We start from the raw sequence: 14,714 nt of genomic DNA, 5'->3' as shown, positions 1-14,714 counted from the left end.
AAGATGGATACATTAAAACAGTTTTTAAAAAGACCAGGTACGTATGTAGGAATGGTAGTAGCGCTATCGTTCCAGCTTATTTTCTTTTGTGTTTGGTTAACGGCATATGATGGAGTGAATGAACGAGCAGATCAAATGCGTATTGCTATTGTGAATGAGGATGGAAATATAGGGAGTAAAATAGCAGAAGGCTTACAGAGAAATTCACCATTTCAGGTGAAATCAGAACAGTCTGTGGAAAAAGCAAATAAAGCAATGAAAGACCGTGTATACGATATGATTATTGAAATTCCTGCTTCTTTTTCAAAGGATATAAATGAAACAGGAAAATCAAATTTAAACTTCCACATTAATCAAGCGAATGCCATGATGGCAAAGCAACTGATGGAAGGAGCCGCAAAACAAATTCGAGACAATGTAAATAAAGAGATAACAAGTTATAAAAAACAAGCAATTGTGGGGAAATTACAAGCTGTAGGGCCTGAGAATGTAGAAGTGATAAAAGGATTAACCGAAGATTCAATTGGTTTTACAGTCCATAGAGTAAATGATGCAAAAGGATTCTCGGCTAACATGGTACCACTAATGATGGTATTAGCTTCATTTGTAGGAGCAATGATCATGAGTATGGAACTATCAAAAGTTGCAAAGGAAGTAAAGAACGGTTGGAGTAATTTCGTATCAAGACAGGTTATTAACGGTACAGTATCAATTTTACTTGCATGCATTACGATTAGTTTGATGAAAGGATTTCAAATTGAAATACATGAAGCAGTATGGAGTATATGGATGTTTCAAGTGATAGTCTTTTTCGCCTTTCTTTCATTAACACAAATGTTCATAACTGTTTTCGGAAATGCAGGTATGATCTTTAATATAATTTCACTATCGCTCCAACTTGTAAGTTCGGGTGTAATTGTACCACATGAGATGCTTTCTAAAACATATCAAACAATCGGCGAATTATTTCCCGCAACATATGCAGCAAATGGCTATTATACAATAATATTTGGAGGGATTAGTTTAGAGAAAAATATTATTTCATTATTAGTTATTATATTAGTTACACAATTGATAGCAGTAATTACTGTATCTATAAAAGGAATAGTAAAGAGAAGAAGCTATGTAGTTAAAGAAGTATAAAATAAAAAAGGTATCCTGCGATTGGATACCTTTTTTATTTTATTATTTTGTAACTTCTGTCCACTTGTAGTTAAATTCACCACCGAAGTCAGTTGTTACAAGCCCTTTAATAAATCCGCGTTGTAGGTAAGAACGACCTTGTTGGTATAAAGGAGCGACAGCACCGTCTTGTAGCAGGATTTTTTCAGCTTGCTTCATTGCTTCAAAGCGAGCCTTTTCATCGCCAGCTAAATCTGTTTTCACTTTATGAATGAGCGCATCGTACTCTTTGTTAGAGTATTTATCGAAGTTATAAGCACTATTTGTTGTAAATAAATCTAAGAATGTAATTGGGTCAGCGAAGTCAGGGCCCCAGCCATCAATACCGATTTCATAGTCACCACTTAATAATAGTTTTAGCTGTTGTTTACGTGGTTGTGGTTTTAACGTCACTGTTAATCCATCTAGGTTCTTTTCTAGTTCACCTTTTAAATATTCACCAGTCTTTTTAGCTAAAGCATTATCACTTGTTAATAGTTCGATTGTTACTTTGTCAGTACCAAGTTCTTGTTTCGCTTTTTTCCAGTTTTCTTTTGCTATTTTCAAATCATCTTTGACTAGGTTTCCATTTTCTTTACGGAAGTCAGTGCCTTCTGGGCTTTTCGTGAATTTCGCAGGAACTATTCCTTCAGCTGGGACAGCACCGTTATTTAAAATTGTTTCTACGTATGCTTTTTTATTCATTGCTCCGTTAATAGCAAGGCGTGCATGTTGATTTTTTAATGTTTCATTTTTTTGATTGAGTCGTAAAAATTGAATGCCAACTTCAGCGCGGTCTTTGAAGTTTGGATCGCTCTTATATTTATCAACAAACTCCGCAGTTAAAGCAACGCGATCAATTTGTCCTGAATCGTATAAGTTAACTTCTGTAGATTTATCTTTAACGACATTGAAGTTGATTTCTTCTAATTTTACAGTTTTAGCATCCCAATAGTTAGGGTTCTTCTTCAATTGGAAGCTTTGCTCGTGTTTCCAGTTATCTAATATGAAAGCACCGTTGTAAATTAAATGATTTGTTTCTAAACCATATTTATTGCCCTGAGATTTTAAGTAATCTTCATTAATTGGTAAGAATGTTGAGAATGTCGTTAAGCTTAAGAAGTAGGGAACAGGACGGTCTAGTTGTACTTCTAACGTTTTATCATCAAGAGCTTTGACACCTAGTTGATCAATTGGCAATTGTTTCTGGCTTATTTGTTTCGCATTCTGTATATCGAAGAATAAGAATGCATATTCAGCTGCTGTATCAGGATTTACGGCACGTTGCCAAGCGAAGACAAAGTCCTTTGCTGTAACTGGAGTACCGTTTGACCATTTTGAATCACGCAGGTGGAATGTATATTTTGTTTTATCGGGACTAAGGTCAACCGACTCAGCAACACCAGGAATTGGTTTGTTATCTTCTCCCATTGCATATAAACCTTCAAAAACATTGCGCATTACGCTCATGGATTCCCCATCCGTTGCTTTTGCAACATCCATTGTTGGAATTTCTGAAGCGAATGATCAGTTAATTGCCTGTTTATCAGGTGCTTTATCATTTGCTTTCGCTCCGCTTGTATGATCTTTATTTCCCCCCCAAGCAGTTAGTAATAGACTTGCCCCTAAAACAGATGCAACAACAGGTACAACTTTTGTCTTCATTGTTCGTTCCTCCCTAAATGTGTGGTTCGTAACGTCGTAATGTCCACGTTTTGAAGTGTAGCTATAGAAGAAGAGAAAACCTATTACAGATATGTGTATGTAGGTAATCAGGTGTTCTATATGTATATACATGTTGAACTATAATCTATCGTTATATGTTTCAACGTAGTAGACGCTATATTTTGATGGTGAAATATTTCGTTTCTTTGATTATTTAGAATATTAACACTGGAAAGAACTATATGTCAATAATAAAAATAGATTGTTAATTTCTTAGAATAATATATTAAAAAAGCAGATTTCCTCGTATTAGGGAATCTGCTTTTCATATGTTTTGCTAAAAAAACAATTGGTGTGGGCTAATAATCAGTGGGGGATGAAGAAAAACCCACTGATTAAAGTTTCGCTTTATTTTTCAATTTGTGCCCATTTGAAGTTTAATTGACCTGCAAAGTCTACTTGCACAATTCCTTTCACATAAGAACGTTCTAAATAAGATTCGCCTTTTTGGTAAAGAGGAGCGATAACAGAGTCTTTAAATAATATTTTCTCGGATGCCAGTAACGCTTCCCAGCGAGCTTTTTCATCACCAGCTAAAGTTGTTTTCACTTTTGCTATTGTTTCATCGAACTCCTTATTAGAGTAATGATCTAAGTTGTAAGGGTTATTCGTTGTAAATAGTTCAAGGAATGTGATTGGATCCGCAAAGTCAGGGCTCCAGCCGTCAATTCCAATTTCGTAGTCACCTTTTAATAAAAGTGAAACTTGTTGTTTACGTGGTTGCGGCTTTATATTTACTGTTAAGCCATCTAAATTCTTTTCTAGTTGTCCTTTTAAGAATTCACCAGTTTTCTTTTCAAGGTCACCATCACTTGTTAATAGTTCTAACGTTATTTTTTCAGACCCAAGTTCTTGTTTTGCCTTTTTCCATAATTCTTGAGCAGATTTTGTATCAACCTTTGTTAAATCGCCGTTTGCAGCACGGAAATCTGTTCCGTCAGGTCCTTTTGCAAAGTTTTTCGGCACGAGACTAGAGGTTGGTGTAGAGCCGTCATTTAATAACGTATTTACAAAGGATTTTCGATCAATTGTTTGATCGATTGCTTGGCGTGCAGAAACGTTTTGAAGTATTTTGTTTTGTTGATTCATACGTAGAAACTGTACCCCTACGTTTGGCCGTTCTTTAAAGTTAGCATCCTTTTTATATTTATCAACGAAGTCAGATGTTAGTTTGATACGATCTAATTGTTTTGACTCGAATAAATTTACTTCTGTAGATTTTTCTTTTACGACGTTAAAATTGATTTCTTCCAGTTTGACAGTACCTTTATCCCAATAGGTAGGGTTTTTCTTAAATTTAAAGCTTTGCTCGTGCTTCCAATCGCTTAGTGTAAAAGCTCCGTTGTACAAGATTGTATTGTCTTCTAAAGCGTATTTATCACCTTGTGCTTTAAAGAATTCCTCGTTAATTGGTAGAAATGTTGGGAACGCTGTTAAGCTAATAAAGTACGGAACAGGACGTTCTAATTCTACCTCAAACGTATGGTCATCAATTGCTTTTACACCAAGTTGATCGGCTGGAAGTTCTTTGTTGTTAATTTTTGTTGCATTTTTAATATCAAAGAATAGAAATGCATATTCAGAGGCTGTTGCTGGATCAACAGCTCTTTGCCAAGCGAAGACAAAGTCTTTCGCTGTAACAGGAGTGCCGTTTGACCATTTTGAATCTCGTAAATGGAATGTGTATTTCGTCTTATCGCCACTTACTTCATGAGATTTTGCAACACCAGGGACAGGTTTGTTACCTTCACCAAGATTATACAAACCCTCAAATACGTTTCTCATTACTTGACCAGAATCAGTATCTGTAGCACGAGCTGTATCCATTGTTCGTATTTCAGTAGGTGAAGATAAGTTTAAAACCTGTTTACTAGGCGCCTCGTCTTTTGCATTTGCTCCGCTTGCTTCGTTTTTATAACTACCGCAACCAGTTAATAAAATACTTACTCCTACAACTGATGCAATACCGGGTACAAACTTCTTTTTCATTTGATTTTCCTCCTAAATAATTAAGTTTGGATGATGATGAGGGAAATGAAAAACAAAAAATCCCTCTTTTCGTATTGAGAAAGAGGGATTTTTACGTACAAGTTATGCACCCGTATATAAACGAAGTCCCTCATTCTATCTTTCAAGCATAAAGCTTGCAGGAAGTGGCACAGTATTCAAAATGAACCTGCTGCCGAGGTTTCAAAGGGCCAGTCCCTCCACCTCTCTTGATACAATGAGTAAACGAATAAACTTTATTAATTTTTGTGTTTCTTTGATAATTCAAAATCTTACACCTTGGATAATGAAGTGTCAACCAAATGAATGTAGTTTAAATTTTCAGTTTTCTTAAATGAAAAAAACCACTGCATATGGCAGTGGTTTTTCTATTAGAAGTTAAAGTTATCTGGATCTGGACCGACGCGACGGTCTTCATTTAGAGCTTGAATTGCTTTCATGTCATCAGCGCTTAATTCAAAATCAAATATATTTGCATTTTCAATAATGCGATGTTCTTTAATAGATTTAGGGATGGTTACAACTTCGTTTTGTAGATCCCAGCGTAAAATAATTTGTGCAGTTGATTTATTATATTTTGTTGCAATGTCTTGTAATGTTGGGTTCTCTAGCAGTTGGCCTTGCATTAATGGTGACCAAGCTTCAAGTTGGATGTTATGTTCTTTACAGAAAGCATGCAGCTCTTCTTGTGCTAAACGTGGGTGGTATTCCACTTGGTTGACCATTGGCTTAATTTCAGCAATTTCAAATACGTCTTGTAAGTGGTGAATATGGAAATTACTCACACCGATAGCGCGAACACGGCCATCTTTATAAAGCTTTTCTAATGCTTTCCATGATTCAGTATATTTCCCTTTTACAGGCCAATGTACTAAATATAAATCTAAATATTCTAGACCTAATTTCTCTAATGTAGTTTCAAATGCTTGAAGTGTTGTTTCATACCCTTGATCGCTATTCCATACTTTTGATGTAATAAATAATTCTTCACGTGAAACACCTGATTCACGGATCGCTTGTCCAACGCCTTCTTCGTTTTGATAAATTGCTGCAGTATCAATGCTGCGGTAGCCATTTTTAATTGCTGCTTTTACAGATTCAATTACTTCTGAACCATCTTCTACTTTAAAAACACCTAAACCGAACCAAGGCATTTTTACACCGTTATGTAATGTTGTATAGTCTTTTAAACTTGTTAAATTCATATTATTTCCCCCTAGCTTTTTTGTTTGTTGCTTCTACCGCTTTTTGAATTGCCTCTGAAAAATTATATTCATATAAAGTTTTGAGACCCTCAGCTGTGGAACCACCGGGTGTTGTTACTTGTTCGCGGAGGTTAGCTGGATCTTGCGTTTGTTCAAGCATAGAAGCAGAGCCGGAAATCATTTGAATGACAAGGTGTTTTGCGGTTGCTTCATCGACTCCATAACTTTTTGTTGCTTCAATTAAGCTTTCAGCAAAGTAATAAAGGAAAGCTGGTGCACTTCCAGTAACTGCAGTAAGCTGATGAACTTCTTCTTCAGTACAAAGTTGCGAAGTACCAATGCCTCTTAAAAGGAGTTGCAAGGTTTCCTGATGTATCTCGTTTACTGATTGTCCCGTTGTATATAAGGAGATAGACTTGCCAATTTCAGCAGCTGTATTTGGCATAATCCAAGCAACAGGTGTCCCCTCGGGAAGTCTTTCTTCTAAATAAGATGGACCAATGCCAGCAGCTACCGTTACGACAAGTTGATTCGATAGTAACGGAGATAATTCTGCTAATAATTCTTCATGTGCAGAAGGCGGCATTGCTAAAACAATCGTATCAACAGATGAAACATGCTGTTTCCAATCTGTTGTAGTAGACACATTATATCGCCCTTGTAATTCCTTTAGCTTTTCTACGTTGCTTCGGTTAGAAACGATAATTTCTTCGATGTATTCTTTGCTTGTTTTAAGTAATCCGGAAAATATAGCTTCTGCCATACGACCAGCACCAATAAATAAAATTCGATGTTTAGTTAGCATATCCTTTATTCCTTTCTAGTGAAGATATGTTATAAAAAACGATACCATCTTTAAGAGAATTTTGTAAAAAGAAAAGACTTATTGTGAAAAGGATGGAAATGGAGGGAGGAGGGTTAATATAAATAAGGTTATAAAAATTATTATACTTAAAAAATAGTTGTAATAAAAAATCCCTGAAGCATAACTGCTTCAGGGATTAATAGATTATAAGTTTATGCTTTTGTCATACCTAACAATACAGCACCGCCGATAATTAAAACACTACCTAGTGCAATAAAGATCAATTGACGTTTTGTTTTCTTTTCACCTAAGAAGACAATCGCACCGAATGTTGAGATAACGATTCCAGTTTGAGATAATGGGAAGCTTGTTGCTACTCCGACACGTGGTAATGAAAGAAGTAAGAATAAGTTTCCAGTTCCCCATAGTAAACCAGATAAAGCATTACGGATTGCATATTTGTTAAATGGTTTATGTTTAGATGTCAATACAACCGCACCAACAAACATACCAACTGCTTGTGGTAAAATAGCAGACCAACCATCGATATTATACCAACGAATAATAATTACATATACAAGGTAGCCGAAAGTAGAAACAATTAAAGTAAGAAGTCCTTTTTTCAATTGTCCTGGTGGCTGTGCATTTTCTTTGTCATCTAGTGATGTGAATACAACACCAACTACGATTAATAGGATTGCAATCGTTCCCAGAATAATCGTTGTTGTTGTAGTCCACTCACGGAAAGCGATAACCCCAAAGATAGAAGTTGCAACAAGTTGCATACCAGTAGAAATCGTTACAGTAGTTGAAACACCTAGTTTTTCAACTGTTTTTAATTGGTTTACTTGTCCTAATGCCCAGAATAAACCTGAAATAAAACCAACAATTAAGACTGTCATTGTTAAAGCGGGTTGAGTAAATACATACATAATTGTTGCGAAGAATAGAGCACCGATTGTCATACCTACCGTTTGGCTATATGCACCACCGCCCATTTTTACGCTTACTAATAAGATGTTTCCCCATGCAATTGCAGGAAGAAGCGCTAATAAAATGTCCATTACAAGACTCCCTTCGGTTTTCTATACCAATATAATTACATATCGTTCTAACGATCGGTAATGCCCCACTACTAGAGTAGAAGATTACCGATCGCTAAAACAGGATGAAGAATTCACGATATAAATGCGTTTTCATTTCTTCATTTTTTGAAACACCTCCATATAATAACAGGAAATTGCCTATTTTAGAAAGTGAATTCAAATAAAATGTATATTTTAATAAAAGGTAAAATTCAGTTATTTCCCGATGGTATATTTTTATTTCCTAAGAAATAAAGAAGCAGCTTCGAAAAAGCTGCTTTAAGGGTTAGTAATTCTTTTGTTAATAAGCTGAATACATAGTAGAAATAGGAGTGACATACTAATAGTGATAACTACAAGTGTCCAGGCGAGCTGCATATTACTTGCATCAATCGCCATGTAAATTGCAGTTGGGATTGTCTGTGTTTTACCAGGAATGTTCCCAGCAAACATGAGTGTAGCACCAAACTCACCGAGCGCACGAACAAAGCTCAAAATCATTCCGCTTAGTAAGGCGGGAAATGCAAGCGGAAGTGTGACGTGTAGAAAAACTTGATATTCACTGGCACCAAGGTCACGAGCACTTTCTTCAATTTGTACATTCGCAATAGAAAATCCTGTTTTTGCTGATTGGTACATGAGCGGAAATGCAACAACTGTAGAAGCGATGATTGCAGCAGTAGATGTGAACATAATGGACTGCTGAAATATTGATTCTATCCACATTCCAATGGGACTATTATTTCCAAAAATGATAATGAGAAAAAAGCCGATTACAGTTGGTGGAAGTACCATTGGTAATAAGAAAATAGTTTCTAATAGTACTTTATATCTCCATGAGGAGCGTGCTAACGCTCGTCCGATAATCGTCCCTAAAATTGTAACGATAATGGTGGCGCATGCAGCTACTCGTATAGATAGAAAGATTGGTGATAAAATAGCATCAAAGCTCATGGCAATTATGACAGGACTGTAAATCCATATTTTTTAAAGATAGATTGTGCATCTTTTGACTGCAAATACTCATAAAATGAAGTCGCCTCTTTCTTGTGCTTAGATTCTTTTATAACACCTAAAGGATAGTGAATTGGCTCATGAGAAGTAGCTGCTGCTGTCTCACCAATCTTTACTTTGTTTGAAATAAGAGCATCTGTTTTGTATACAATACCAGCATCGACATTACCTGTTTCTACATATGTTAACACTTGGCGAACATCTTTTGTAAATACGATTTTATTTTGAATGTCATTCCATAGATTTTCATGCGTGAGAGAAGCCTTTGCGTATTTTCCCGCAGGTACTGATTCAGGTGTACCAAGCGCGATTTTCTTAATTTTTTCATCTTTTAAATCTTGAATTTTCGTAAGAGAACTATCTTTTGGGACAACTAGAACGAGTTCATTTCCAAGAAGATTTTTCCCTTCTTTTTCATTAATGAATCCTTTTTTTACAAGAGTTTGGAATTTATCTTCGGCTGCTGAGAAGAATAAATCAGCAGGCGCGCCTTGTTCAATTTGTTGTTGAAGTGCACCAGAAGCACCGAAGTTAAAAGAAAGTTTAATATTAGGTTCTTTTTCTTTATATTGTGTTTCAATTTCTTTTAGTGCATCTTGTAAGCTTGCAGCTGCTGATATAGTGAGTTCAACTGTTTTTCCTTCTTTAGCAGTTGATTTCTCTTTCTTATCTCCGTTTGTACATGCAACGCTAAATATAAGAAGAAAAGAAAGTATAAGCGCCCCGATGGATCGTAATGTAAACTTGTTCATAAAAAAATCCCCTTTCGTTTTGACATATTCAATTATAACTAATTATAACTAGATATAACTAGTTATAATTGAATATAATTTGAACGATATAGTTGTTTTTTAATATAGGAGAAATATTCTTTTCTTTGTTACAATGAAGGAAGAAAGTGAGGAATCGTCTATGGATCATCATTCCTACACAACGGAAGAAGTAGCGAAGCGATTAAAGGTATCAAAATTAACTGTATACGATCTAATTAAAAAAGGAGAACTTCCTTCTTATAGAATTGGTAGACAGATGCGCATTGATGCAACAGATTTAGAACAATATATAAAGCAAATGAAAACAGGGAAAATACAAGGTACTCCTGTAAAGAGCGAAGATAGTAGGGGCTTGGATACATGTATTATTAGCGGACAAGAACTAACGTTAGATATGTTGGCAAAACGTATAGAAAATCGCCTGCCAAGTTCAAACATATTAAGGGCATATCAAGGTAGTTTAACGAGTTTAGTAAAAATGTATCAAGGAGAAGGAAATATCGTTAGCTTGCATTTGTTTGATGGAGAAACAGGTACATATAATGTTCCGTATGTAAAACGTATTTTAGTGGGACAACCATGTACGATGATTAATTTATTAGCAAGAAACGTTGGGTTTTATGTGCAAAAGGGAAATCCGAAAAATATAAAAACATGGGCTGATTTATCTCAATCATCTATACGATTTGTAAATCGAGAAAAAGGTTCTGGCATTAGGGTGTTAGTGGATGAACAATTGCGCATTCAAAAATTAAATAAAGAGCGTATTAGTGGATATGAATGGGAAGAGTCGAATCATCTTGGTGTTGCCACGCAAGTCGCAAATGGAAAAGCTGACGTAGGAGTAGGTTCAGAAAAGTTTTCACAGATTGTAAATGTAGACTTTATTCCAATCATGAAGGAACAGTATGATTTAGTGATTTTGAAGAATAAAGAAAATGAAGAGCTGATTGATGTCGTGAAAGATATTTTGCAATCGGAAGAATTTCATAATGAATTAAAAGCGATTGGCGGATACGATATGACGAAAACAGGTCAAATTATATATAAAACAAACTAAAAAGCTGCTTGTCTATAAGACAAGCAGCTTTTTCTATATATAAAGGGGTTTGGGGAAACAAAGTATTAAATAAGACTTTGAGCAAGTGTGTAAATGAAGGCTGTAAGAAGAGTCGCTCCACTTGCAAGTCCGATAAAGTCTGATTTGTTAAATGTAATGTTGTTCATTATAATCTCTCCTTATTTATTTATTTAATGTAGTTGCAACAGCTTTTGCATCGACAAGTGCGGATAGCACCATGCCCATTGTATTTAAAAATTTGTTTGATTTCATTTTGTTCATCATGCGTATCCGCTCCTTTTCGAATTGTTGTTGCCCTGCTTTATGTCTTAATTATAGGAAATATGATTGCCTGCAACTATCGAATTAGCTTACGGGAGACTTACATTTTTGTAAGAAAAAAAGACATTCATGTAAGAATGTCTTTTAAAGCATATTGATATGATGATGCTCTTCAATTGTTTTTAAAAAGCTACGCATTGAATTCGTCATATAACTATCTTTACGGCGTATGAAAACCGTTGAAATACTACCATATTTTTCAGGAATTGCATGACAATGTACTTTACCAGCTTTAGAAAGATGGTGGACAGCAGACTGTGGTACGAGTGTAATTCCAAGGCCGAGTGCAACACTGTTTAATATCGTTTCTAATATATTAAATTCCATAATTCTTTTTGGGAGCAAACCTTCATCTTTAAGCCATCGTTCTAGTTTGGAACGGTATCCACATCCTTGGTTAAAAACGAGTAGGGGTGTTGTTGTAAATTCTTCTATATGAAAAGCTTTATTTTGTGTTACAAGCATTAATTTTTCTGTACTAACATCGTATTGTTCAATTAGTGGGTGTTTAATAGGCCCTGATATAAAGGCACCATCTAATTGATGATCAAGTACTTCTCTAATCAATGCTTCTGTTAGACCCGCTTGTAATGATAAATCGACATTAGGATAGCGTTTATAGTAAGAAGATAAAATGGTAGGTAATGTACTTACTGTTTCGACTGTACCGATTTTTAATATGCCAGAGGGAGTTTCACTATCTAAAAATACTTGTTTTAGCTCGTCAACATCTTGCAAAATTTTATTAACATAAACGAGCATTTTTCTTCCTTCAGCTGTTAAAGTCATGCCTCGTTTATGACGATAAAAGAGTGGTGTTTTTAGTTCGTTTTCTAGTTGTTTAATACGTGCAGTTACATTTGATTGTACGTAATTTAATTCCTTTGCTGCGCCGCTTACACTACCTTTGTCGGCAACGCTTTGGAAGATTTGTAAGTCTCTTAATTCCATAGTATGATCCTCCTTGATGTTAACTATCATTATAAGTGATAGTTAACATCATTTTGAATCATTTTACGTGATATATTTTTTCTTTTACAATTCTCTTTGTGCAAATAGAAAGAAGCGGGGGAATTGTGTTGAGAAAAGGTCAAATGATAATAGGGGCTTTAGCATGTTTAATTGCAAGTATGTCATGGGGAGCAATGTTTCCGGTTGCTGATCATGCGCTAGAATACATAGATCCATTTTATTTTTCGCTTATTCGCTATGGAGCAGTGGCGATCGTACTGATTGTATTGTTGTTAATGAAAGAAGGAAAACAGGCATTTCGTTTAGAGGGAAGAGGAAAGTTACTCGTCTTTTTCGGAACGATGGCGTTTACTGTATATAATGTACTTATATTTTTAGGTCAAATGTTAATGGGAAAATCAGGTGTGATGGTAGCCTCCATTATGGAAGCACTTATGCCGATGATTTCTATTTGTATTCTATGGGGATATAAGCATGTAAAACCGAAAAAGTATATGATAACGAGCATGATTATCGCTTTTGTAGGGGCTGTATTCGTTATTACGAAAGGTGATATGAGTTTCTTTTTAACGTTGAAAGATAACATGTTTTCGCTGGCCTTTATATTTATTGGTGTGGTAGGTTGGGTTATTTATACGATGGGTGGTCAAACGTGTAGCGATTGGTCAACATTGCGTTATTCTACGTTGACGTGTGTATTCGGTACGACTGTCACAGGGATTATAACTGTAATCATTACATCGTTTGGATACGTATCGGTTCCGAGTATGGGAACGATTTCTATCGTGAAATATGATTTATTGTTTATGATGACATTACCAGGTATCGTAGCATTACTCGCTTGGAATTACGGTGTGAAAATTTTATCGTCCATTAATGGGATTTTATTTATTAATTTTGTACCAATCACGACTTTAGTTATTATGATGATGCAAGGATATCGAATAACAATGTTTGATATTATAGGGACTTTATTTGTTATTGCAGCACTTATTCGCAATAACGTTTGTCAGAGAAAAGAAGAAAATATAAACAAGCGAAGTTTACAAGAAGAGCAATTACGTCAAGCTGTTTAATAGGCAATTGGAGGATTTCACATGGTAGAAAGTTTATTGTTTTTCTTCGCCGTCGGAGTTGCTTGTGAGCTTGCAGCAATTAACCGAAATGGTCGTAAAAAGATAAAACAACAAGCTGAGCTGATACAGCTTTTAAAAGAATTGAAAGAAAGAAAAATGTAAAAAGACGACCGGGCATAGACGGTCGTCTTTTTCTATATAAAGGGGAAAGGGGACACAAAGTTATACAAGCGTAGCAGCGTAAATAAAAGCAGTAAGAAGAAGAGAGCCACTAGCTAATCCTAAAAAATCTAATTTGTTAAAAGTGATGTTATTCATGATGCATTCTCCTTACTTGTTTAATGTAGAAGCAACAGATTTTGCATCGATTAGAGCGGAAAATACCATGCCCACTGTATCTAAAAAATTGTTTGATTTCATTTTGTTCATCATATGAATCCGCTCCTTTTCGAATAGTTGTTGTTTCTTTCTGACTTAATTGTATGAAATATTTGGGGAAGTAACTATCGAATTAGCTTACAAGAAAATTACACTTTTGTAAGAATTGAAATGTAACAATTAATACTTAAAATTATTACCAACTCCTAAAACTTAGTGTTATAATCGTTATAAGAAAATGATTATAATTCGGATATTCAGAAAGGAACGAAACAAATGTATAAACCAATTACATTTTTGTTGAAATATATATTTAAAACAGCTGGGAAAGTAGAAGTGCAAGGGAGAGAAAAGTTACCAGAAGGCGGCCCGTATGTTGTTGCGTGTACACATACAAGTTTTATGGATGTATTAATGTTAGCTACAGGGATGTACCCCACCCAAATTCATTACATGGCCAAAAAAGAATTATTTGAAGGGAAATTCAAAAACTGGTTCTTTAAAAATGTGAATGCATTCCCTGTAGATCGTGCGAATCCAGGACCGAGTACACTCAAAATCCCGTCACGCCTATTAAAAGAAGGGAAAGTAGTAGGGATTTTTCCGAGTGGGACACGATCAACAGAAGATGTTTCATTAAAAGCTGGTGCTGTTACGATTGCGCTACGTTCTAATGTCCCGTTAGTACCGGCAGCTTATGTTGGTCCATCGAGTGTGAAAGAATTAATAAAAGGGAAAAAGGCGCAATTGATTTTTGGAGATCCAATTCAAATTGATGCGGAAGAACAAATAGATCGAAAAACAGCTATGAAAATGATGACAGATCAATTAAATGAGAAGTTTGATGAGCTAAAGGAAACTTTGCAATCAAATCGAAAATAAGAAAAGACGACCGGGCATAGACGGTCGTCTTTTCTATTACTATTTATAATAAAGGGGAAAGGGGACACGAAATTTATACAAGCGTAGCGGCGTAAATAAAAGCAGTAAGAAGAACTGATCCGCTAGCTAGTCCTAAAAAATCTAATTTGTTAAAAGTGATATTGTTCATAATGAATTCTCCTTACTTGTTTAATGTAGAAGCAACAGCTTTAGCATCGATTAGAGCAGA

The 14,714-nt window shown here is 35.3% G+C and carries 15 protein-coding genes, 1 pseudogene and 1 riboswitch; of the genes and pseudogenes, 5 read left to right on the top strand and 11 right to left on the bottom strand.

Annotated features, from left to right (window positions below; translation table 11 throughout):
- The first annotated feature begins 3 nt into the window (after nt 1-3).
- Nucleotides 4-1,143 (top strand): YhgE/Pip domain-containing protein, encoded by a 1,140-nt coding sequence (locus JDS82_RS24330; protein WP_199714085.1) that lies wholly within the window; start codon nt 4-6, stop codon nt 1,141-1,143.
- Between the two features lie 42 nt (nt 1,144-1,185).
- Here the strand turns inward: JDS82_RS24330 and JDS82_RS24325 are convergent.
- The 7 genes and pseudogenes from JDS82_RS24325 to modA form a co-directional block, all read right to left on the bottom strand.
- A pseudogene (locus tag JDS82_RS24325) lies at nt 1,186-2,826 on the bottom strand (peptide ABC transporter substrate-binding protein).
- 408 nt (nt 2,827-3,234) lie between these two features.
- Entirely contained in the window at nt 3,235-4,875 is a 1,641-nt protein-coding gene (locus tag JDS82_RS24320) for a peptide ABC transporter substrate-binding protein (RefSeq protein ID WP_000726461.1), read from the bottom strand.
- A gap of 132 nt (nt 4,876-5,007) precedes the next feature.
- A riboswitch (SAM riboswitch) is annotated at nt 5,008-5,112 on the bottom strand.
- Between the two features lie 152 nt (nt 5,113-5,264).
- Nucleotides 5,265-6,098, bottom strand: a complete 834-nt coding sequence (locus JDS82_RS24315; RefSeq protein ID WP_061672399.1) for an aldo/keto reductase — start codon at nt 6,096-6,098, stop codon at nt 5,265-5,267.
- 1 nt (nt 6,099) lies between these two features.
- Nucleotides 6,100-6,903, bottom strand: coding sequence for a pyrroline-5-carboxylate reductase (gene proC / locus JDS82_RS24310; RefSeq protein ID WP_061672398.1), 804 nt, complete (start codon nt 6,901-6,903; stop codon nt 6,100-6,102).
- Between the two features lie 212 nt (nt 6,904-7,115).
- Entirely contained in the window at nt 7,116-7,967 is an 852-nt protein-coding gene (locus JDS82_RS24305; protein ID WP_000353546.1) for a GRP family sugar transporter, read from the bottom strand.
- 300 nt (nt 7,968-8,267) lie between these two features.
- Complete coding sequence (modB, locus tag JDS82_RS24300; RefSeq protein WP_064056420.1) at nt 8,268-8,942, bottom strand: molybdate ABC transporter permease subunit; 675 nt, start codon at nt 8,940-8,942, stop codon at nt 8,268-8,270.
- 5 nt (nt 8,943-8,947) lie between these two features.
- Nucleotides 8,948-9,754: a molybdate ABC transporter substrate-binding protein gene (gene modA / locus JDS82_RS24295; RefSeq protein WP_048567282.1), complete on the bottom strand. Its 807-nt coding sequence runs from the start codon at nt 9,752-9,754 to the stop codon at nt 8,948-8,950.
- A 133-nt stretch (nt 9,755-9,887) separates the two neighbouring features.
- On the opposite strand from modA, the gene JDS82_RS24290 reads away from it, so the two are divergent.
- On the top strand, nt 9,888-10,835 hold the full coding sequence (locus tag JDS82_RS24290; protein WP_199714084.1) for a helix-turn-helix transcriptional regulator: 948 nt from the start codon (nt 9,888-9,890) through the stop codon (nt 10,833-10,835).
- A gap of 65 nt (nt 10,836-10,900) precedes the next feature.
- Here the strand turns inward: JDS82_RS24290 and JDS82_RS24285 are convergent, their stop codons facing one another.
- Nucleotides 10,901-11,002: a DUF3948 family protein gene (locus tag JDS82_RS24285; protein WP_001060019.1), complete on the bottom strand. Its 102-nt coding sequence runs from the start codon at nt 11,000-11,002 to the stop codon at nt 10,901-10,903.
- Between the two features lie 259 nt (nt 11,003-11,261).
- Nucleotides 11,262-12,128, bottom strand: a complete 867-nt coding sequence (locus tag JDS82_RS24280; protein WP_000423044.1) for a LysR family transcriptional regulator — start codon at nt 12,126-12,128, stop codon at nt 11,262-11,264.
- 128 nt (nt 12,129-12,256) lie between these two features.
- Here JDS82_RS24280 and JDS82_RS24275 point away from each other — a divergent pair, with 128 nt between their 5' ends.
- Both JDS82_RS24275 and JDS82_RS24270 read left to right on the top strand, forming a co-directional pair.
- Nucleotides 12,257-13,225 carry a DMT family transporter gene (locus JDS82_RS24275; protein ID WP_001225441.1) on the top strand — a complete coding sequence of 323 codons (969 nt, stop codon included), beginning with the start codon at nt 12,257-12,259 and terminating at the stop codon, nt 13,223-13,225.
- A 21-nt stretch (nt 13,226-13,246) separates the two neighbouring features.
- Nucleotides 13,247-13,387 (top strand): YrzO family protein, encoded by a 141-nt coding sequence (locus tag JDS82_RS24270; RefSeq protein WP_000230328.1) that lies wholly within the window; start codon nt 13,247-13,249, stop codon nt 13,385-13,387.
- 60 nt (nt 13,388-13,447) lie between these two features.
- Here JDS82_RS24270 and JDS82_RS24265 read toward each other — a convergent pair whose 3' ends face one another.
- The gene (locus tag JDS82_RS24265; protein ID WP_001060007.1) at nt 13,448-13,543 is read right to left on the bottom strand and encodes a DUF3948 family protein; all 96 of its coding nucleotides are present in this window, start codon (nt 13,541-13,543) and stop codon (nt 13,448-13,450) included.
- A gap of 336 nt (nt 13,544-13,879) precedes the next feature.
- Between JDS82_RS24265 and JDS82_RS24260 the strand changes: the two genes are divergently transcribed.
- Entirely contained in the window at nt 13,880-14,485 is a 606-nt protein-coding gene (locus JDS82_RS24260; protein WP_064056423.1) for a lysophospholipid acyltransferase family protein, read from the top strand.
- Nucleotides 14,486-14,558: 73 nt separating this feature from the next.
- On the opposite strand, the gene JDS82_RS24255 is transcribed toward JDS82_RS24260, so the two are convergent.
- Nucleotides 14,559-14,654, bottom strand: a complete 96-nt coding sequence (locus JDS82_RS24255; RefSeq protein ID WP_001060010.1) for a DUF3948 family protein — start codon at nt 14,652-14,654, stop codon at nt 14,559-14,561.
- Between the last annotated feature and the right edge of the window lie 60 nt (nt 14,655-14,714).

This window comes from Bacillus cereus group sp. N14, from assembly GCF_016483555.1.
In the GTDB taxonomy this organism is placed as follows: Bacteria; Bacillota; Bacilli; order Bacillales; family Bacillaceae_G; genus Bacillus_A; species Bacillus_A wiedmannii.
This window is presented reverse-complemented; position numbering and strand designations above follow the sequence as displayed.